This window comes from Rathayibacter sp. AY1D1, from assembly GCF_002932635.1.
In the GTDB taxonomy this organism is placed as follows: Bacteria; Actinomycetota; Actinomycetes; order Actinomycetales; family Microbacteriaceae; genus Rathayibacter.
Map to the genome: position 1 here is coordinate 1 of NZ_PSVY01000030.1, position 19,320 is coordinate 19,320.

Here is a 19,320-nt window from a genome sequence, read left to right on the forward strand (position 1 = left end):
GGCGTAGCGTTCGGCGGAGGGACCGCCTCCGCCGAACGCTACGCCGGGGGCGGGCGAGTGGTCGAGGCGGCGGCTCGGATCCGCAGGGGCTTGTGCGCTCCGCGGACGCCCTGCACCTCTCGGAGGCCGCGCCCGCCGGAGCGGCGGGTCAGCGGAGGACCGCCACCTCGTCGACGGTGTCGACCCGGGCGGCGGCGCGGACCTCGTCCGCCCGCCCCTCGGCGGCGAGCAGGCGGCCGGACTCGGACGCGGTGAGCAGATGCGCGCACGCCCGGCGCAGGCCCTCGTAGGACGCGCAGGCCACCGCGGCCTCGGGCGAGACGTGGTCGATGCCCAGCCCGATGAGCGCGTCGACGACGGCGCCGGCCGCCAGCTGGTCCTCCATCGCGAACCGCGCCGCTCCGCTGTCGTCGACGTCGCCGAGTGCGATCACGTTGACGCTGGTGCGCCCGCCGTTCTCGTGCTGGCGCTCCAGGATCCAGCGGGCGACGGCCGAGCGGTCGGCCAGGCCCGCGCGGACGACGCGGCCCTCCACTCCCCCGAGGTCGGGGCTCTCGCCTCCGGGCAGAGCGTCGACGAGCACCGTGACGTGGGCTGGGGCGAGCACGCGGAGGGCGCGGGCCCCCCACTCGAAGCGGATCTGGTAGGTCGACTGGTCGACGGAGGCGGCGGGAGCGGTCACCCTGACACGGTAGCGAGCCCCGGAGGCGCATACACGTCCGGGGCTCCGCGCGCACCCGGTTCCCGCGCAGGGGCGGGCGGAGGAGGATGTCCCTCGTGAAGGTGATGCTCAAGCACGTGCTCGACACCGACGCCGACTCCGCCTGGCGCGCCCTGCAGAGTCCGGCCGTGTTCCGGGAGGTGATGTCCCCGCTCCTGACCGCCGCGTCGCTGGACGAGGGCGGCTTCCGCCCGACCTGGGGGCTCGGCTCCCACGAGGTCGCGATGGACGCCCTCGGGATCGTGCCGATGGGCGCGCAGGAGATCGACCTCTCCTACCGCCGCGTCCCCTCGATGCCCGACGTGCGGATCCTGCGCGACAGCGGCGGGCCCCTCACGGGCTCCCTCCGCCTCATCACCGCGTGGGACCACCGCATGGCCGTGGCCCCGCTCCCTGACGGGCGCACGCTCTTCCGCGACCGCCTCGAGTTCTCGGCGGGTCTCGCCTCGGCCGCGCTCTGGCCTTCGATGTGGGCGTTCTGGCAGTGGCGCGGCATCCGCATCCGCTCCCTCGCCCCGTCCTGGCGCCACGATCTCGGTGCCGACACCCGCCCGCGCGGGGAGTCCGCCGCATGAGCCCCGACGGCGTCGCCGAGGAGGAGACCGAGCTGTCGCGCTCGGAGCTCCTGCGCCTCCAGTGGCCCTCCGCCGACGAGGAGGAGCAGGACGACGACGGCGTCTCGCCCCGCCGCCGCCTCACGACGGCGGTCGAGGTGTCGGACTGGCGCCGCCATGTCCAGGCCCTCTACGCGGAGGTGCGCCGGCTCTCGAACGTGGACCTGCTCGCCGCGCACGCGTCCTGGATCCGCGGACGCAACGCGCTCTTCGCGCAGCACCCCTCCACCCCTCTCCTCCCGGCCGACCGCGCGCACTTCCGCTCGCTGCCGATCGCGCCCTACGACGCGGCCTGGCGCTTCGAGCTCGAGGTGGCTCCGGCCGAGGAGGCGCGGCGGATGGACGTGGAGACCGGCACCGACGGCACCGTCCCCTTCGAGCTGATCGGCACGGTCGAGGTGCCGGACGCCGGCAGCCTCGACGTCTGGCGCCTCGCGTCCTACGGCGGAGGCCTGTTCCTGCCGGTCAAGGACGCCCTCGCGGGGACACCCGGCGGCACCTACGGCGGTGGCCGCTACCTCCTGGACACCGTGAAGGGCGCCGACCTCGGTCCGGGCTCCGCCCCGGGGACGCTGGTCCTCGACTTCAACTTCGCCTACAACCCCTCCTGCGCCTACGACCCGGCCTGGGCCTGCCCGCTCGCCCAGGCGGGCAACCGGCTGCCGGTCGAGGTGCCGGTCGGCGAGCGCTACCGGGGCTGACACCGACCCTGGACGTTCTCGGAGGGGCGGCCGATAGCCTCCGGGCGGCGCCGTCGTGCGCCGGAAAGCAGGAAAGCCGCATGCCCCGTCCCGTCCTCCTCGTCACCGGAACCTCCACCGGCATCGGCCGCGCCACCGCGATCGAGGCCGCGCGCGCGGGCTGGCGGGTGGTCGCCACCGTGCGGGATCCGGAGCGGGCGGAGGGCCTGCGCGCCGCCGCCGCCGAGGCACGCGTCGAGCTCGACCTGCGGGCGCTCGACGTGACCGACGCGGACTCCGTCGCCGGCTGCCTCCGCGCCGTGGAGGAGGAGCTCGGCGGTCTCGACGCCCTCGTGAACAACGCCGGAGCCGGCCATCTCGGCACCCTCGAGCTGGAGGATCCGGAGGAGCTGCGCCGCGTGATGGAGGTCAACTTCTTCGGCACCGTCGCGGTCACCCGCGCCGCGATGCCGATGCTGCGCTCGTCCCGCGGTCGCATCGTCACCGTCTCGAGCGTCGGCGGCGCGATCGGGCAGCCGTTCAACGAGGACTACTGCGCGGCGAAGTTCGCGGTCGAGGGGTTCTTCGAGGCGCTCGCCCCGGTCGCCGCCTCCGTCGGCGTCCACGTGTCGCTGATCGAGCCGGGAGCGGTCCGCAGCAGCTTCGTCGAGAACGTCGGCATCGACGCGGCGGCGATGCTCGCGCAGGCCGGCCCCTACTCGCCGGCGCTCGGCGCCTACCTCGACCGCGCCGCGTCGTCCTTCTCCTCGACCCACGCGCAGGACCCGTCCGACGTCGCCGCCGTCATCCTGAAGACCCTGCGCGACCCGGAGCCGGCCTTCCGCGTGCAGACCTCGGACTGGGTGGGCGACTTCGTCGGGACCAAGCTGAGCGACCGCGACGGCTCCCGCGTGCAGGCCGCGATGCGCGGATGGATCGGCATCCATTAGAGTGGGATGGTGCGAGCGCAGCGACTGCGCTCCCCCGCGTCGTAGAACGCCCCTTGTCCCCTAGGACTCTGACCGTCGAGGATCCGTCCCGACCATCTGGCGCACGTGCATGAGGCCCCCGGCCGCGCGCACCGAATCGTACGGCGAACGGATGTGACCACCGTCACCTTCGCCCGAACGCCGATCACCCGCGCCCCGGCCACCGCCCGCGCGTCCTCGATCGGCATGATGCCCCCGAAAGGCACCACTCCATGTCGAACACCCCCCTCTCCTTCAGCGCCCTCGGCGTGCCGGCCCCCCTCGTGGCCGCGCTCACCGCGAGCGGCATCACCGAGCCCTTCCCGATCCAGGTCGACACGCTGCCCGACACCCTCGGCGGACGCGACGTCCTCGGCCGCGGCAAGACCGGCTCCGGCAAGACCCTCGCCTTCTCCATCCCGATGATCGCCCGACTCGGCGGCTCGCTCGCCGGCGGACGCCGCCGCCCCGGCCGCCCGCTCGGACTCGTCCTCGCGCCGACCCGCGAGCTCGCCACGCAGATCACCGCCGCGATGCAGCCCCTCGCCGACGCGTACGGCATCGTCACCACCACGATCTTCGGAGGCGTCTCGCAGCAGCGCCAGGTCGCCGCGCTCAAGCAGGGCGTCGACATCGTCGTGGCCTGCCCGGGCCGCCTCGAGGACCTGATGAAGCAGGGCTTCGTGAACCTCGACGCCGTCGAGATCACCGTCCTCGACGAGGCCGACCACATGGCCGACCTCGGCTTCCTGCCGGTCGTCACGCGCATCCTCGACAAGACCCCCCGCGGCGGGCAGCGCCTGCTGTTCTCCGCGACGCTCGACAACGGCGTGGACAAGCTGGTCAAGAAGTACCTCCAGAACGAGGTGCTCCACTCGGTCGACGAGGCCAACTCGCCGGTCGCGCTGATGACCCACCACGTGTTCGAGGTCGACGGCCTCGACGCCAAGAACGCTCTCGTGAAGACGCTCGCGTCCGGCACCGGCCGCCGCATCCTCTTCATGCGCACCAAGCACCACGCGAAGAAGCTCGCCAAGCAGCTCACCGGCCAGGGCATCCCCGCGGTCGACCTGCACGGCAACCTCTCGCAGGTCGCCCGCGACCGGAACCTCGCCGCGTTCGGCGCCGGCACCGTCAAGGTCCTCGTCGCCACCGACGTCGCCGCCCGCGGTGTGCACGTCGACGACGTCGAGCTCGTCATCCACGTCGACCCGCCGATGGAGCACAAGGCGTACCTGCACCGCTCGGGCCGCACCGCCCGCGCCGGCAGCGAGGGAGACGTCGTCACCGTCGTCCTGCCCACGCAGCGCAGCGACGTGAAGACCCTCCTCCGCAAGGCCGCGATCCAGGTCGCGCCCCAGCAGGTGACGGCTGACTCGGCCGCCGTCGCGAAGCTCGTCGGCGACGTCGCTCCGTACGTCACCCCCAGCGCCGTCGTCGAGCCCGTCCGCGGCCAGTCGCAGGGCGGACGCTCGCAGGGCGCCAACGCGCAGCGCAAGCGCGCGGCCCGCACCGAGGGCACCGCCGCACCCCGCGGCGGACGCTCGACGGGTGCCGCGACCGGCGGAGGCGACCGCCCCCGCCGCGACCGCACCGCCGCCGAGGGACCCGCCCGCGGCGGCGCCCGCGGAGGCCGCAGCCGCTCGGCCGCCGGTGCCCCCTCGACCTCGGGCGGATCGCGCTCGTTCTACAGCACCGCGACCGGCGGAGCGGCCTCGGCCGCTCCCGCCCGCGAGTCCGCCGGCGGAGGCGCCCGCCGCGGCGGCCGCCGCGCGCAGGGCTGAGTCCGATTGTGCGCCGCGGAGCGGCGCACCGCGGTCGGCTTCAAGCACGGTTGCGATACGCAGAGCATGTCGCGACCGGGGGCTGAGCGTTCGGTGATCGCACGTCAACGCTCGTCCTGATCAGGACGCCGACATCACGAAGGGCCGGGGCCCGCGACTACTGGTCGCGGGCCCCGGCCCTTCGTCGTTCCCGCTTCACCTCTTCGAGCGGAGTCCCGCGCAGGGAGCTCCGGAAGTCCTCACCGCGTCCTGATCAGGCGATCCCCTGCTGCGCCGTCGTCGGGCAGGGGCGCCGCCTCTCCTCGCCCGGTCACAGAGGTCCCGTGGATGCCGGATCCACGAGCCGAACGGCCGAGTCGCGTGCCGGCGAATCGGTCCAGGCGGACGCACGATGCTCCAGCCGGCCTGCTGTCCCTGCGAGCCGACCGCGGCGCGCCGCTATCGGCGCAGGAAGCACCGCGGCCGATCCGCGCCGCTAGGACAGGCGGCCGACGGAAGCGAGCGCGGCGCGGATCAGCGCGCCCCGCCCGCCCTCCATCTCGGCGGAGATCGCGTCGGAGCAGGCCTCGTCGGGGGTCATCCAGGTGAGCTCGAGGGCGTCCTGGCGGGGGTCGCAGGTGCCGGTGACGGGGACGACGTAGGCGAGGGAGACCGCGTGCTGGCGGTCGTCGGTGAACGGTCCCATGCCGGGCATCGGGAAGTACTCGGCGACGTGGAAGGGGAGCGGGCTCGCCGGGAGGAGGGGGAAGGCCATGGGACCGAGATCCTTCTCGAGGTGGCGGAACAGCGCGTCGCGCAGCGTCTCGCCGTACATCACGCGGCCCGAGACGATCGTGCGGGTGATCTGGCCGGAGGGGGTCGCGCGCAGGAGCACGCCGACCTCGGTGACCTGCCCGAGCCCGTCGACCCGGACGGGCACGGCCTCCACGTACAGCAGCGGGAGCCGCCGGCGGATCTCGGCGAGTTCGTCGTCGGACAGCCACCCGGAGTTCGGGTCAGGGGTGCGCACGCTCATGCAGCCATTCTCACCCTTCGCGGCTGGTGTTCCGACCGGCGGCGGCGATCCCGCACTCAGGGGGATGATGGTGCGATGGGAATCGACGCGAACGCGGTGCTGTGGTCCTCCTCCGAGCGCGACCGCGTCGGCAGGCCCCTCCTGGTGCTGCTGCACGGCTACGGCTCGCACGAGGGGGACCTGTTCTCGCTCGGCGCCTACCTGCCGCTGGAGCCGGTCCTCGCGTCCCTCCGGGCGCCTCTCGCCCTGGGCGGCGGGGCGAACGCGTGGTGGCCCCTCCGGGTGCCGCTGGTGCCTGACGAGCCGCGGGCCGATCCCGAGGCCGTCGAGGCGGCGGCGGCGGGTGTGATCGAGTGGCTCGACGCTTTGGAGCACCCGGGTCCGGTGGGGCTGCTGGGCTTCTCCCAGGGCGCCGCGCTGGCGGTGCAGCTGCTGCGGCGCGCGCCTGGCCGCTTCGCCTTCGCGGTCGCCCTGTCCGGGTTCGTGGTCCCGCTCGCCGAGGGCGACGACGCGGACGAGCGGCTCGCCCGCGAGCGTCCGCCGGTGTTCTGGGGCCGCGGGACGCTCGACACGGTGATCCCGGAGGAGCTCGTGCGGGACGCGGCGGCCTGGTTCCCGGAGCACACGGCGCTCGACGCCCGGGTCTACGAGGGCGTCGCCCACGGAGTCGGGCAGGCCGAGCTCGCCGACATCGGCACGTTCGTGCGTCTCGGCTTCGCCTGACGGGCGGGCTCCCCCGCGTCAAGGGCTCGCCCCCGGGCCGCGGCCCCGGCAATGTCGGAGGTGGCAGGGAGGATGGATGCATGCCGGACGTCCTCGAGCGCTTCTCCCCCGCCACGCGCGCGTGGTTCGAGGGCGCGTTCCCGGCGCCGACCGCAGCCCAGGAGGGCGCCTGGTCGGCCATCTCGAGTGGAGCGCACGCCCTCGTGGTCGCTCCCACCGGCTCCGGCAAGACGCTCTCGGCCTTCCTCTGGGCGATCGACCGGCTCGTGCAGGGCCCGCCGCCGGAGGATCCGCAGCACCGCACGCGCGTGCTCTACGTCTCGCCGCTGAAGGCTCTCGGCGTCGACGTCGAGCGCAACCTCCGCTCGCCGCTCGTCGGCGTCACCCAGACGGCGCTGCGGCTGAGCGCCGAGGGCATCGGCAGCGCGCCGGCCACGGTCACCGTCGGGGTGCGGTCGGGAGACACGCCCGCCGCCGAGCGGCGCGTGCTGCAGAAGACGCCGCCGGACATCCTGATCACGACCCCCGAGTCGCTCTACCTCATGCTCACCTCGGCGGCGCGCGAGTCGCTCCGCGGCGTCGAGACGGTCATCGTCGACGAGGTCCACGCGGTCGCGTCGACCAAGCGCGGGGCGCACCTCGCCGTCTCCCTCGAGCGGCTCGACGCCCTGCTCCCGAAGCCGGTGCAGCGCATCGGCCTCTCGGCGACGGTGCGCCCGCGCGAGGAGGTGGCCCGGTTCCTCGCCGGCCGCTCCCCGGTCGCGATCGTGGCTCCGGCGTCCGAGAAGCAGTGGGACCTCAGCGTCGTCGTCCCGGTCGAGGACATGTCCGAGCTGGGGACGGCGGCTCCGCAGGACGGATCGACGATGGGGGCCACCGGTCCGCAGAGCGGGTCGATCTGGCCGCACGTCGAGGAGTCGATCGTCGACCGGGTCCTCGCGCACACCTCCTCCATCGTCTTCGCGAACTCCCGCCGTCTCGCCGAGCGGCTGACCGCCCGGCTCAACGAGATCTACGCCGAGCGCCGCGAGCTCGCCGCGGAGCGGGCGCGCGAGGCGGGCGAGCCCGTCGCCGTCGGGGCCCTGCTCGCCGAGGCGGCCTCCTCCTCCGTCCGCCGCTCCCCGGCCGAGGCGATGGGAGCGGCCGGGGGCACGAGCGGCAGCGGGCAGTCCGCGCCCGACGAGGAGCCGCTGCTCGCCCGCGCCCACCACGGCTCGGTGAGCAAGGAGCAGCGCGCGATCATCGAGGACGACCTGAAGTCCGGCCGCCTGCGCTGCGTGGTCGCGACCTCGAGCCTCGAGCTGGGGATCGACATGGGCGCCGTCGACCTCGTCGTCCAGGTCGAGACGCCGCCCTCGGTCGCGAGCGCCCTGCAGCGCGTGGGTCGAGCCGGCCACCAGGTCGGCGAGGTCTCGCGCGGGTCCTTCTACCCCAAGCACCGGGCCGACCTTCTCCACTCCGCCGTGACGACGGAGCGGATGCGCTCGGGCCTGATCGAGGCGATCGCCGTCCCCGCGAACCCGCTCGACATCCTCGCGCAGCAGACCGTCGCCGCGACCGCCCTCGAGAGCCTCGACGTGGACGACTGGTTCGACACCGTCCGCCGCAGCGCCCCCTTCGTGTCCCTGCCCCGCTCCGCCTACGAGGCGACCCTCGACCTCCTCTCGGGCCGCTACCCCTCCGACCAGTTCGCGGAGCTGCGGCCGCGCCTCGTCTGGGACCGCGACGCGAACACGCTCACCGGCCGGCCCGGCGCCCAGCGCCTCGCCGTCACCAGCGGCGGCACCATCCCCGACCGCGGGCTCTTCGGCGTGTTCATGGTCGGCGAGCCGGGCTCGACCGGCAACCGCGTCGGAGAGCTCGACGAGGAGATGGTCTACGAGTCCCGCGTCGGCGACGTCTTCGCGCTCGGAGCCACCAGCTGGCGCATCCAGGAGATCACCTACGACCGCGTGATCGTGACGCCGGCGTTCGGCGAGCCCGGGCGCCTCCCGTTCTGGAAGGGCGACTCGCAGGGGCGCCCCGCCGAGCTCGGCGAGGCGATCGGGGCGTTCACCCGCGAGGTGGGCGCCGCCGCCCCCGAGACGGCGCGCGAGCGCTGCACGGCGGCCGGGCTCGACGAGTACGCGACCAACAACCTCCTCTCCTTCCTCGACGAGCAGCGCCTGGCCACCGGGCAGATCCCGGACGACCGCACCCTCGTGCTCGAGCGCTTCCGCGACGAGCTGGGCGACTGGCGGCTGGTGCTGCACTCCCCGTACGGGATGCAGGTGCACTCGCCGTGGGCGCTCGCCATCGGCGCCCGCGTCCGCGAGCGGCACGGCGTCGACGGAGCGGCGATGGCCGGGGACGACGGCATCATCGTGCGGATCCCCGACACCGAGTCGGAGCCGCCGGGCTCCGAGCTGTTCCTGTTCGAGCGCGAGGAGCTGGAGCAGCTGGTCACGAGCGAGGTCGGCGGCTCCGCCCTCTTCGCCGCCCGGTTCCGCGAGTGCGCGGCGCGGGCGCTCCTGCTCCCGAGGTACAACCCGGGCAAGCGCTCCCCGCTCTGGCAGCAGCGGCAGCGGGCGGCGCAGCTCCTCGACGTCGCCCGCACCTACCCGACCTTCCCGATCATCCTCGAGACCGTCCGCGAGTGCCTCCAGGACGTCTACGACCTGCCCGCCCTGCTCCGGCTCGCCGCACGGCTGGACGGGCGCGAGCTGCGGATCCTCGAGGTCGAGACGCCGACCGCCAGTCCGTTCGCGCGGTCCATGCTCTTCGGCTACGTCGCTGCCTTCATGTACGAGGGCGACAGCCCGCTCGCCGAGCGCCGCGCGGCGGCGCTCTCGGTCGACGCGACGCTCCTCGGCGAGCTGCTCGGCCGGGCGGAGCTGCGCGAGCTGCTCGACCCGGCCGTCCTCGCGCAGATCGAGCGCGAGCTGCAGCGCGTCGAGCCCGAGCGCCGCCTCCGCGGGCTCGAGGGCGCCGCCGACCTGCTCCGGCTGCTCGGCCCGCTGACGCTCGACGAGCTCGGGGAGCGCCTGGTCGACGAGTCGGTCGCCTCGGCGGACGTCGCGAAGGCGCCCGCGATCGAGCGCGCGGTGCTCGAGGCCGACGTGGCCGCGCTCGTGAAGGCCAAGCGCGTCCTGCCCGTGGGCCTCGGCGGTGAGCAGCGGTACGCCGCGATGGAGGACGCCTCCCGGCTCCGCGACGCTCTCGGCGTGCCCCTGCCGATCGGCGTCCCCGTCGCCTTCATCGACCCGGTCCGCGATCCGCTCGGCGACCTCGTCGCCCGCTACGCGCGCACCCACGGCCCCTTCACCGCCGCCGCCGTCGCCACCCGCCTGGGCCTCGGAGTCGCGGTCGTCACCGACACCCTGCGCCGCCTCGCGGGCGAGCGCCGCGTCTCGGAGGGCGAGTTCCGCCCCACCGGCACCGGGACCGAGTGGTGCGATGCCGAGGTGCTGCGCCGCCTGCGCAGCCGCTCTCTCGCCGCGCTCCGCAAGGAGGTGGAGCCGGTGGACGCGGCCGCGTACGCCCGCTTCCTCCCCGCCTGGCAGCACGTCGGCGGCTCGCTCCGCGGTATCGACGGCGTGGCCTCCGTGATCGACCAGCTGGCCGGCGCGCCCATCCCCGCGTCCGCCTGGGAGTCGCTGATCCTGCCCGCCCGGGTGCGCGACTACTCCCCCGCGATGCTCGACGAGCTCACCGCGACCGGCGAGGTCCTCTGGGCCGGCGCGGGCACCCTGCCCGGCAACGACGGCTGGGTGAGCCTCCATCTCGCCGACACGGCAGGGCTGACCCTCCCCGTCCCCGCCGCCGAGTCCGTGACCCTGACCGAGCTCCAGCAGGAGATCGTCGGCGTGCTCGGCTCGGGCGGCGGCTACTTCTTCCGCCAGCTCTCCGACGCGGTCGGCTCCACCGACGACGCGGGCCTCGTCGAGGCCCTGTGGGAGCTGGTCTGGGCCGGGCTCGTCACGAACGACACCCTGGCGCCGCTGCGCACCCTCGTCGGCTCGACCGGCGGCGCCCACCGCCAGCCGCGCGCCCCCGCCCGCGCCCGCGCGCCCCGGGGCCGGATGACCGCCCGCCCCACGATGGCCACCCGCGTGGGGCCGCCGACCGCCGGCGGCCGCTGGTCGATCGTGCCGCTCGCGGAGTCGGACGCGACGATCCGCGGGCACGCGCTCGGCGAGACGCTGCTCGAGCGGTACGGGATCGTCACCCGCGGCTCCGTGCAGGCCGAGGGCGTCCTGGGCGGCTTCGCCCTCGCCTACAAGGTGCTGAGCGGCTTCGAGCAGCAGGGCCGCGCCCGGAGGGGCTACTTCATCGAGAAGCTGGGAGCAGCGCAGTTCGGCACAGCCGGCAGCGTCGACCGGCTCCGCACGTTCGCCCCGCAGGACGAGGCGCAGGAGCGCTCACGCCCGGTGCTCGCGCTGGCGGCGACCGACCCCGCCAATCCGTTCGGCGCCGCTCTGCCGTGGCCGCAGGGCGAGGGGCACCGCCCCGGTCGGAAGGCCGGCGCGCTGGTCGCCGTCGTCGACGGAGCGCTCGCGGTCTACCTCGAGCGCGGCGGCAAGACCGCCCTCACCTTCACCGCCGACGAGGCGGCCCTCGCCGACGCGGCCGCCTCCCTCTCGCAGCTGGTCCGCTCCCGCGGGGTCGAGAAGCTGACCGTCGAGAAGATCGACGGCGTCTTCGCGCTCGGCACGCCCTTCGGCGACGCCCTCGTCGCCGCCGGCTTCGTCGCGAATCCGCGCGGCCTGAGGATGCGCTCGTGAGCGCCGGAGGGAGCCCGCGTGCCCGAGGGTGACACCGTCTACCGATCCGCCCACAACCTCGCCGAGGCGCTGGACGGCGAGGTCCTGACCCGGTGCGACGTCCGCGTGCCGAAGTACGCGACGGTCGACCTCACCGGCGAGACGATCGACGAGGTCGTCCCCCGCGGCAAGCACCTGCTGATGCGGGTCGGCGACGCGCTGATCCACTCCCACCTCAAGATGGAGGGGAGCTGGCACCTCTACGCCCGCGGCGAGGGCGAGCGGCCGAAGTGGCACCGGCCGGCGTTCCAGGCCCGGATCGTCCTCGAGACCGAGGACTGGCAGGCGGTCGGCTTCGAGCTCGGGCTCCTCGAGATCGTCCCGCGCTCGGCCGAGGAGGACGTGGTCGGCTATCTCGGCCCCGATCTGCTCGGCGCCGACTGGGACGCGCACGAGGCGCTGCGACGCCTGTCCGCCGATCCGGAGCGGCCGATCGGGCTCGCGCTGCTCGACCAGCGGATCATGGCCGGACTCGGCAACGTCTACCGCGCCGAGCTGTGCTTCCTGCGCGGCGTGCTGCCCACGCGCCCGGTCGGCGGGAGCGGCGACCTCGTGCGCACCATCGCGCTCGCGAAGCGGCTCATCACCGTGAACCGCGAGCGGATCGAGCGCACGACGACCGGCAACCTGCGCCCGGGCCAGCAGCTCTGGGTCTACGGCCGCGACCGCAAGCCGTGTCGGCGCTGCGGCACTCCGATCGAGCGCGGTGAGCTCGGCGACGACGAGCTGCAGCTGCGGGTCACCTACTGGTGCCCGCACTGCCAGAGCTGAGGGGCTACTCCTCGACCGCGGAGCGGCGCCCGGGGACGTGCTTCTCGTGGACGCCGACGTCCGTCAGGCGCTCGATGCGGTCGACGTGGCGGCCGGGCTCGCCGCCGTCCGCGACGATCCAGCTGCCGACGAGGAGGAACCCGTCGCGGCCGCCGGCCGTCAGCGGGCCCGTGATCGTGAACGACCCGAGCGCCGGAGTCGAGAACGCCACGCGCACCGTATCCCCGTGCTCGAGTCCCTCGGCCGAGCGCTCCCCGCCGACCTCGTCAGCGTCCGGAGCCAGGGCGATGCTCTGGATCTCGGTCCCCGTGCCGAGGAAGACGTCCGCGACGACGAGCTCGCCGCCGACGGCCTGCCGGACGACCCCCTCGATCCCGTAGAGGCCGTAGCGCGGGGAGCGGACGAGGACGCGCACCGAGTCGCCGATCGCGACCTCGGCGAGAGCACCCCGGATCGAGGCGACGTCCCTCCGCGCGGGAGGAGCGGACAGGGCGTCGAGGATCGGGCTGGGCATCCGATCAGGGTAGCCGCTCCGGGAGCGCACCCGCCCGGCGGATCGGCGGCGGATCCCGGGCGGCCGGGGCGCCAGGTCGCATCGGCCGCCGTCGCCGCGCGCGACCGGCGGAGCGCCGGCCGGAAGGCTCCGGCACCGCGAGACCCCGGCACTGCGGAGACACCGGCACCGCCGGGAGACGCCGGTACTGCGGCAGGCACAGGCACCGCCGGGAACGACGAAGGCCCCGCCTGAGCGGGGCCTTCGGACGATGCGGAGTCGGTGGGATTTGAACCCACGGAACCCAATAAAGGGTTCTCCACCTTAGCAGGGTGGTGCACTCGACCGGACTATGCGACGACTCCTGAGCGCCCGCTGGCGGACGCACGACGACCATCATAACCGCACGCGCGAGGGCCTCGCGACACGGGCGCCCGCCCCTCCGCGGGAAGGCGGGAAGCCGCCTACTGGTCCGACAGGGGCCGGCCGATCGTGCAGGTCTCCTGCTGCGCCGTCTGCCCGGAGACGTCGCTCGGGAGGGTGACCGGCCCGTCGGGTGCGCTCGTCGCGGGGGCGTCGGTCGCGGGGGCGTCGGTGGCCGGCGACTCCGTGGCCGCCGGAGCATTGGTCGCCCCGGGCTCCTCCCCCGTCGACTGCGAGCCGCCGCCGGTGGTGCCGCTCAGCGCGATCGGCTGGTCGGCGAGGAGCGCCGCGTTCAGCGCCGCCGCCGCGTCCTCGCTGGGGTACACGCCGTTGCCGTCGATGAAGGTCGGGTACTGCACGAAGACCACGTTCGCGAGGTCGACGTCCTTCACCGCAAGGCCGATCGACACGAGGGTGTTCACGTTCTCGAGCGAGGTGGAGAGCTGCATGTTCGAGACGGCCGCCTTCGCGAGGCCGTAGAGGTTCACCGGGTTCGAGAGCGTCGACGCGCTCTTCACCTTGCGCACCAGCGATGAGAGGTACACCTGCTGGCTCGAGATGCGGGTGAGGTCGCTGCCGTCGCCGACGCCGTGCCGGGTGCGGAGGAACGCCAGCGCCTCGGCGCCGACGAGCGTGTGCGTGCCCGCGTCGAGGTTCAGGCCCGTGTACTCGTCCTGGATCGGGGTGGCGACGCAGACGTCCACTCCGCCGACCGCGTTCGACATCTCGATGACGCCCTCGAACTGGATGAGCGCCGCGTAGGGGATCTCGAGCCCGGTCAGCTGCTCGACCGTCTGCACGGTGCACGCCAGCCCGCCGGCCTCGAGCGAGGTGTTGATCTTCGCCGAGTCCACCGCGTCCGAGACGGCGCCGGTGGCCGGGTCGGTGCAGGAGGGGATCGGGACGTAGAGGTCGCGGGGGAAGCTGACGACCTCCACGGTCGAGTGGTCGGCCGAGATGTGCATGAGCATCGTGACGTCGTTGAGGTTCTCGGCACGCTCGCCGTAGGCCCCGGCGGCCGATCCGTCGGCGCTGTCGCTGCCGGCGAGCAGGATGTTGACGCCGCCCTCGATCGCCCCGATCTCGGGCACGTCGCCTCCGCCCGAGTCGATCCCTAGGTCGACGGACGGACGCGCGCTCCCGGCGATCAGCGAGGCGGCGATCGCCACGATGCAGACCGCGCTGAGCACGCCGACGCCCACGCAGGCTGCGAGGATCCGCGCGGCGAAGCGCACGCCGCTCGGGCGGCGCAGGCGGCCGTGCCGTGCTGCTGTGGTCCGGGTGGACGCGCGTTCGCTCATCGGGTCGTACTCTCTCTCGGCTGCGGGACGCGTGTCGTCCCGGAGTCAGCGCGCGAGGTGGAGAGCACCCGTGGTGCCGCCCGCCCTCGGCTCAGCCGAAGAAGCCGACCGAGCAGGTCTGCTGGTCGGCGCTCTGGCCGGTGACCGATTCTGGCAGGGCAACCTTGGATCCGTCCTCGGGAGTCGCTGCAGGAGTGCCGGCTGCAGGAGTGCCGGGTGCCGCCTCGGCCGTCGCCAGCGGATCCGCGGTCGCCGGGCCCGACGGAGCGGCGGTGTCGGCCGGGGCCGCCGCCTCGCCCTCCACGGTCGCGCCGGCGCCCGTGCCGCCGGTGATGGCGATCGGCTGATCGGTCTGCAGGGCGCTCGCCAGGACGTCGCCCGCGGCGCGGTCCGGCTCCACTCCGCTCGGAGTCGCCCCGGTCGGGTACTGCGCGAAGACGACGTCCGCGAGGTCGACGTCCTTCAGCGCGAGTCCCATCTGGACCATCGTGTTCACGTTGTCGAGACCGGTCGAGAGCGTCATGTTGCCGAGCGCCGCCTTCGCGAGACCGTAGAGCGCGACCGGGTTGAGGAGGGTGTCCGCGCTCTTGATCCGGCGCACGAGCGCCGAGAGGAAGACCTGCTGGTTGCTGATGCGGGTCAGGTCGCTGCCGTCGCCGATGCCGTGGCGGCTGCGGAGGAACTGCAGCGCCGCCATGCCCTCGAGCGAGTGCACGCCCGGCTCGAGGTAGGTGTTCGTGTAGGGGTCCGCGATCTCGGTCGCGACGCAGACGTCGACTCCGCCGACCGCGTTCGACATCTCGATCACGCCGTTGAACTGCACGACCGCGCCGTAGTCGACCCGGACGCCCATGAGGTCCTCGACGACCCCTGCTACGCAGCCGAGGCTGACGTCGCTGCCCATCGCCTCGTTGATCTTGGTGTCGTACCGGGCGGGGATCGTCTCACCCGTGGCGGCGTTCACGCACTCCGGGATGTCGACGTACATGTCGCGGGGGAAGCTCACGACCGTCGCGTTGCTGTGGTCGGCCGAGACGTGCATCAGCATGTTGACGTCGTTGAGGACGCTCGTCTCCTCATCGGGGTCGCCGTAGGCGTCGCCCTGGCCCTTCCGCGAGTCGCTGCCGACGACGAGGACGTTGAAGCCGCCCTCCAGTGCGCCGATCTCCGGGGCGCCTCCGGCCTCGACGCTGGAGCCGGCCGCGCCCGGGTGCAGGTCGACCGAGGGCTGCACGGACTGGACGATCAGCGTCGCCGCGATCGCGACCACCGACACCGAGGCGACCACGCCGACACCGCCCACGAGGGCGGCTCCCTTCACCAGGGTCCGCGCGAGGGTGTGCCGGTTCTGGCGGCCGTGCCGCACGAAGGGGCGCGGCGTGCGCGGAGTGTCGCGAGTCTGTGTCGAAGGGCCCGTGCGGCGCATCCGTCTCCCGGTGTCGAGGCGTCAGTGGTGCGGAGGTGAGGGCCGGGCGTCGATCCCGGGCGTCGCGCAATCCTATACAGAGGGCTGGCGCGTTCCGAAGGAGAGCGGGCAGGCCTCCGTCGTCGCGCGCCAGGACGTGCGTCGGAAGTCGCCGGCGAGAAGCGACGCGAAGAACGGGACTCCGTGGCGGACGGCGTGGCGGAGGGCGTGGGATTCGAACCCACGAGACGTTTCCGCCCACCAGTTTTCAAGACTGGCTCCATCGGCCGCTCGGACAGCCCTCCCGGCCGCTCCCGCAGGAGCGACACCCGATAGTAACCGCCGAGCGCGCGGGACCGTGATCAGCGCAGCGCCGAGAGCGCGACCGCCACGCCGTCCTGGTGGACCGAGGGGATCACGGCGGAGGCCACGGCCCGCACCTCGTCGGGCGCCTGCCCCATCGCGAGCCCTGCGCCCTCGGCGGCGGCCCAGGTGAGCATCTCGATGTCGTTGCGGCCGTCGCCCAGCGCGACCACGTCGCTCCGCTCGATGCCCAGCTCCTCGCGGACGACCTCGAGCGCGGTGGACTTGTTGACGCCGTGCGGGGCGATGTCGAGCCAGGCGGTCCAGCCGATCGCGTAGCTGACCTGGTGCAGGCCCATCTCCTCGACCAGAGAGGTGAACTCCTCGATCCCGGTCTCGGGCGAGATCACGACGACGCGGGTGCACAGCCGGCCGAGCAGCTCCTCGAAGGGGACGTGGGTCGTCTCGGCACCCATCACGGCACCGCCCGGGAACGCCTCGGTGTAGAAGAAGGCGCCGTCCGCGTCCTCGACGGCGTAGTGCGCGTCGGGGAGGGAGCGGCGGATGGTCTCGAGGACCTCCGTCGGGTCGAAGGTCTCGACCGTCTCGGGGACGTACGCACCGGACGCGTCGCGGCGGAGCGTGACCGCTCCGTTGCAGCAGATCACGTACTCGGGCGAGATCCCGAGGCGCTCGACGACCGGCAGGGTGGAGGAGGGCGAGCGCCCGGTGGCGAGCATCACCTCGTCGCCCTGGGCGGCCACGCGGGTGATCGCGTCCGTCACCGCGCGGGTGATGGTGCCGTCCTCGTGCATGACGGTGCCGTCGATGTCGAGGGCGACGAGGCGGCGGCCGGAGGCGCGGGCCGCGCTCATGCGACGGGCTCGAGCACCTCGAGGCCGCCGAGGTGGGGCCGCAGCGCCTCGGGGACGAGCACCGAGCCGTCCGCCCGCTGGTGGGTCTCGAGGAGGGCGACGATCCAGCGGGTGGTCGCGAGCGTGCCGTTGAGGGTTGCGACCGGAGCCGTCCTCCCCGACTCGGTGCGGTAGCGGGTGTCGAGGCGGCGGGCCTGGAACGTGGTGCAGTTCGAGGTCGAGGTCAGCTCGCGGTAGGTCTCCTGCGTGGGGACCCACGCCTCCACGTCGAACTTGCGCGCCGCGCTCTGGCCGAGGTCGCCGGCCGCCGTGTCGATGACGCGGTAGTGCAGGCCGAGGCTCTGCAGGACGTCCTCCTGGTACGAGAGGAGGCGCGCGTGCTCCGCCTCGGCGTCCTCGGGGAGGGTGTAGACGAACATCTCGAGCTTGCTGAACTGGTGCACGCGGATGATGCCGCGGGTGTCCCGTCCGCCCGAGCCCGCCTCGCGGCGGTAGCAGGTGCTCCAGCCCGCGTAGCGCTTCGCGCCGCCGGAGAGGTCGAGGATCTCGTCGGCGTGGTAGCCGGCGAGGGCGACCTCGCTGGTGCCGGTGAGGTAGAGGTCGTCGTCGCGGAGGCGGTACACCTCGTCGTCGTGCTCGCCGAGGAAGCCGGTGCCGTCCATGATCTCGGGGCGCACGAGGGTCGGCGTGATCAGCGGGGTGAAGCCGGCGGCGAGCGCCTTCTCGAGGCCCAGGTTCATCAGCGCGATCTCGAGGCGGGCGACCAGGCCCTTGAGGAAGTAGAAGCGCGCGCCGCTGACCTTCGCGCCGCGCTGCATGTCGATGCCGTCCAGCAGCTCGCCGAGCTCGAGGTGGTCGCGCGGGGCGAAGTCGAAGACGGGGCGCTCGCCGACCGTCCTGACGAGCTCGAACGACTCCTCGCCGCCCGCGGGGACGCCCTCGATGATCGGGTTGGCGATGCGCTTCACCAGCACGGTGAAGGCGTCGTCGGCCTCGGACGCCTCCTGCTGGGCCTGCTTGGCGGCGGCGGCGAGGCGCTGGGCCTCGGCGACGAGGGCCGCCTTCTCGTCCTTCGGAGCCTTGGCGACGGTCTTGCCGAAGGCGTTCTGCTCGGCCCGGAGCCGCTCCGCCTCGGTGATCGCCGCACGGCGCACGCGGTCGGCCTCGAGCGCCTCGTCGACCAGCTCGACGGAGTCGCCGCGCGCCTCCTGCGAGCGCTTCAGGACGTCCGGGTTCTCGCGCAGAAGTACGGGATCAATCACCCCAGCAGTGTAGAGGAGGGCCGGGACGGGCCGCCGCCCGCGCGTACCCCCGGGGCCGGCTGAGCATCGGCCGCGAGGAGGCATCCGATCGCGCGGACGGCTGCGAATCTGAGTCATCCCCCGAGAACGTCCCCCCGCGTTCGACACCCCTGCTCCCCTGAAGGCTCTTCCATGCACGCCACCCCCCTCATCGACGCGACCCCCGGCGTCGTCCTCGAGCGCGACGGCTCCGGCGCCCGGATCACCCTCAACCGCCCCGACGCCCTCAACGCGATCGATCTCGGCACCGCGCGACTGCTGCTGAGCACCGTCGCCGACCTCGACGCCGACGCCGGCTGCTCCGTCATCGTGATCGCCGCGGCCGGCCGCGCGTTCTGCACGGGCGGCGACATCTCGGCGATCATGGGGTCCGAGAACCCGGACCACTACCTGCGCGACGTCGCGACCACGACCGCCCAGGTGATCCGCCTGCTCGAGGACAGCCGCGCCGTCGTCGTCTGCGCGATCGACGGCATGGTCGCCGGCGCCGGCATCGCCTTCGCTCTGGCCGCCGACATCGTGATAGCGACTCCCGCCGCCCTCTTCCTCAGCGCGTACGGCGACGTCGGGCTCGTCCCGGACGTCGGAGTCACCGCCGCGCTCCCCCGCGTCGTCGGCCGCCGCCGCGCCCTGGACTTCGTGCTGTCGGGCCGCCCGGTCCGCGCGGCCGAGGCGCTGGAGTGGCAGCTCGTGACCGAGGTCGTGCCGCGCGCCGACCTCGCCGGCCGCGTCGACGAGCGCGTGCGCGCCCTGGCGGCGAAGCCGGCGCACGTCGCGTCCGCCGCCCGCCGCCTCCTGCGCACCGACCCGCTCGACCGCGCCGAGCGCATCGTCGAGGAGACGGACACCCTGGTCGAGTTCCTGGCGGTCCCCGCCACGCGCACGCTCCTGGACGCCGAGCACGAGCGCCAGGCCCGCCGCGCCGCCCGGGCGACCGCCTCGCTCTGACCCGGGGCGAGCGTCCGCGACGACGCTCCGGCCCGGGCCGGGCGGACGTCCGCCCGACGGCCCGCGGATCGGCCGGGCGTTCTCCTCCGATCTCGGCTACGGTGGTCCCCGCGAAGGGGAGTAGTTCCCACCGTCCGCCGAGCGGACGACGAGGCGCGTCGACATGCTGGTCCGGGACGATCCGGGCCCGGCG

The 19,320-nt window shown here is 73.9% G+C and carries 15 protein-coding genes and 2 tRNA genes; 8 read left to right on the plus strand and 9 right to left on the minus strand.

Features of this window, described 5'->3' with window-relative positions:
* Positions 1-148 precede the first annotated feature (148 nt).
* A complete protein-coding gene (locus tag C5C56_RS14845; protein WP_104233930.1) occupies positions 149-682 on the minus strand; it encodes a 2-phosphosulfolactate phosphatase in 534 nt (177 codons plus the stop codon).
* A gap of 86 nt (positions 683-768) precedes the next feature.
* Between C5C56_RS14845 and C5C56_RS14850 the strand changes: the two genes are divergently transcribed.
* From C5C56_RS14850 to C5C56_RS14865, 4 genes are all read left to right on the plus strand, one after another.
* Positions 769-1,296 carry a hypothetical protein gene (locus tag C5C56_RS14850; protein WP_244248113.1) on the plus strand — a complete coding sequence of 176 codons (528 nt, stop codon included), beginning with the start codon at positions 769-771 and terminating at the stop codon, positions 1,294-1,296.
* Positions 1,293-2,036 carry a DUF1684 domain-containing protein gene (locus C5C56_RS14855; protein ID WP_104260906.1) on the plus strand — a complete coding sequence of 248 codons (744 nt, stop codon included), beginning with the start codon at positions 1,293-1,295 and terminating at the stop codon, positions 2,034-2,036. The genes C5C56_RS14850 and C5C56_RS14855 overlap by 4 nt, the downstream gene beginning before the upstream one ends.
* An 80-nt stretch (positions 2,037-2,116) precedes the next feature.
* The gene (locus C5C56_RS14860; RefSeq protein WP_104315324.1) at positions 2,117-2,965 is read left to right on the plus strand and encodes an SDR family oxidoreductase; all 849 of its coding nucleotides are present in this window, start codon (positions 2,117-2,119) and stop codon (positions 2,963-2,965) included.
* Positions 2,966-3,216: 251 nt separating this feature from the next.
* Positions 3,217-4,767 (plus strand): DEAD/DEAH box helicase, encoded by a 1,551-nt coding sequence (locus tag C5C56_RS14865; protein WP_104225114.1) that lies wholly within the window; start codon positions 3,217-3,219, stop codon positions 4,765-4,767.
* A 475-nt stretch (positions 4,768-5,242) separates the two neighbouring features.
* Here C5C56_RS14865 and C5C56_RS14870 read toward each other — a convergent pair whose 3' ends face one another.
* Complete coding sequence (locus C5C56_RS14870) at positions 5,243-5,782, minus strand: NUDIX hydrolase family protein (protein ID WP_104225113.1); 540 nt, start codon at positions 5,780-5,782, stop codon at positions 5,243-5,245.
* 75 nt (positions 5,783-5,857) lie between these two features.
* Between C5C56_RS14870 and C5C56_RS14875 the strand changes: the two genes are divergently transcribed.
* The 3 genes from C5C56_RS14875 to C5C56_RS14885 all read left to right on the plus strand — a co-directional run bounded on the left by C5C56_RS14875 (position 5,858) and on the right by C5C56_RS14885 (position 12,078).
* Positions 5,858-6,505, plus strand: coding sequence for an alpha/beta hydrolase (locus C5C56_RS14875; protein WP_104250889.1), 648 nt, complete (start codon positions 5,858-5,860; stop codon positions 6,503-6,505).
* Between the two features lie 80 nt (positions 6,506-6,585).
* Complete coding sequence (locus C5C56_RS14880) at positions 6,586-11,268, plus strand: ATP-dependent helicase (RefSeq protein ID WP_104319844.1); 4,683 nt, start codon at positions 6,586-6,588, stop codon at positions 11,266-11,268.
* Positions 11,269-11,286: 18 nt separating this feature from the next.
* Positions 11,287-12,078 (plus strand): DNA-formamidopyrimidine glycosylase family protein, encoded by a 792-nt coding sequence (locus C5C56_RS14885; protein WP_104247584.1) that lies wholly within the window; start codon positions 11,287-11,289, stop codon positions 12,076-12,078.
* 4 nt (positions 12,079-12,082) lie between these two features.
* Here the strand turns inward: C5C56_RS14885 and C5C56_RS14890 are convergent, their stop codons facing one another.
* The 7 genes from C5C56_RS14890 to serS all read right to left on the minus strand — a co-directional run bounded on the left by C5C56_RS14890 (position 12,083) and on the right by serS (position 18,140).
* Complete coding sequence (locus tag C5C56_RS14890) at positions 12,083-12,592, minus strand: hypothetical protein (RefSeq protein ID WP_104226774.1); 510 nt, start codon at positions 12,590-12,592, stop codon at positions 12,083-12,085.
* A 253-nt stretch (positions 12,593-12,845) separates the two neighbouring features.
* Positions 12,846-12,936, minus strand: a tRNA-Ser gene (locus C5C56_RS14895).
* Between the two features lie 99 nt (positions 12,937-13,035).
* Positions 13,036-14,295, minus strand: a complete 1,260-nt coding sequence (locus C5C56_RS14900; protein ID WP_104226775.1) for an LCP family protein — start codon at positions 14,293-14,295, stop codon at positions 13,036-13,038.
* Between the two features lie 91 nt (positions 14,296-14,386).
* Positions 14,387-15,616 carry an LCP family protein gene (locus tag C5C56_RS14905; RefSeq protein WP_258063320.1) on the minus strand — a complete coding sequence of 410 codons (1,230 nt, stop codon included), beginning with the start codon at positions 15,614-15,616 and terminating at the stop codon, positions 14,387-14,389.
* A 301-nt stretch (positions 15,617-15,917) separates the two neighbouring features.
* A tRNA-Ser gene (locus tag C5C56_RS14910) sits at positions 15,918-16,005 on the minus strand.
* A gap of 57 nt (positions 16,006-16,062) precedes the next feature.
* The gene (locus C5C56_RS14915) at positions 16,063-16,878 is read right to left on the minus strand and encodes an HAD family hydrolase (RefSeq protein ID WP_104247582.1); all 816 of its coding nucleotides are present in this window, start codon (positions 16,876-16,878) and stop codon (positions 16,063-16,065) included.
* Positions 16,875-18,140: a serine--tRNA ligase gene (gene serS / locus C5C56_RS14920; RefSeq protein WP_104233941.1), complete on the minus strand. Its 1,266-nt coding sequence runs from the start codon at positions 18,138-18,140 to the stop codon at positions 16,875-16,877. Before serS ends, C5C56_RS14915 begins: the two co-directional genes overlap by 4 nt.
* Positions 18,141-18,311: 171 nt before the next feature.
* Here serS and C5C56_RS14925 point away from each other — a divergent pair, with 171 nt between their 5' ends.
* Positions 18,312-19,127 (plus strand): enoyl-CoA hydratase/isomerase family protein, encoded by an 816-nt coding sequence (locus C5C56_RS14925; protein ID WP_104247581.1) that lies wholly within the window; start codon positions 18,312-18,314, stop codon positions 19,125-19,127.
* Positions 19,128-19,320: the final 193 nt, after the last annotated feature.

What these genes read in the sequence shown, in the direction of transcription:
- C5C56_RS14850 (WP_244248113.1), top strand. Translation starts at nt 769, where the DNA reads ATGTCCCTCGTGAAGGTGATGCTCAAGCACGTGCTCGACACCGACGCC.
- C5C56_RS14925 (WP_104247581.1), top strand. Translation starts at nt 18,312, where the DNA reads ATGCACGCCACCCCCCTCATCGACGCGACCCCCGGCGTCGTCCTCGAG.
- C5C56_RS14865 (WP_104225114.1), top strand. Translation starts at nt 3,217, where the DNA reads ATGTCGAACACCCCCCTCTCCTTCAGCGCCCTCGGCGTGCCGGCCCCC.
- C5C56_RS14890 (WP_104226774.1), bottom strand. Translation starts at nt 12,592, where the DNA reads ATGCCCAGCCCGATCCTCGACGCCCTGTCCGCTCCTCCCGCGCGGAGG.
- C5C56_RS14855 (WP_104260906.1), top strand. Translation starts at nt 1,293, where the DNA reads ATGAGCCCCGACGGCGTCGCCGAGGAGGAGACCGAGCTGTCGCGCTCG.
- C5C56_RS14875 (WP_104250889.1), top strand. Translation starts at nt 5,858, where the DNA reads ATGGGAATCGACGCGAACGCGGTGCTGTGGTCCTCCTCCGAGCGCGAC.
- C5C56_RS14880 (WP_104319844.1), top strand. Translation starts at nt 6,586, where the DNA reads ATGCCGGACGTCCTCGAGCGCTTCTCCCCCGCCACGCGCGCGTGGTTC.
- C5C56_RS14870 (WP_104225113.1), bottom strand. Translation starts at nt 5,782, where the DNA reads ATGAGCGTGCGCACCCCTGACCCGAACTCCGGGTGGCTGTCCGACGAC.
- C5C56_RS14915 (WP_104247582.1), bottom strand. Translation starts at nt 16,878, where the DNA reads ATGAGCGCGGCCCGCGCCTCCGGCCGCCGCCTCGTCGCCCTCGACATC.
- C5C56_RS14900 (WP_104226775.1), bottom strand. Translation starts at nt 14,295, where the DNA reads ATGAGCGAACGCGCGTCCACCCGGACCACAGCAGCACGGCACGGCCGC.
- C5C56_RS14860 (WP_104315324.1), top strand. Translation starts at nt 2,117, where the DNA reads ATGCCCCGTCCCGTCCTCCTCGTCACCGGAACCTCCACCGGCATCGGC.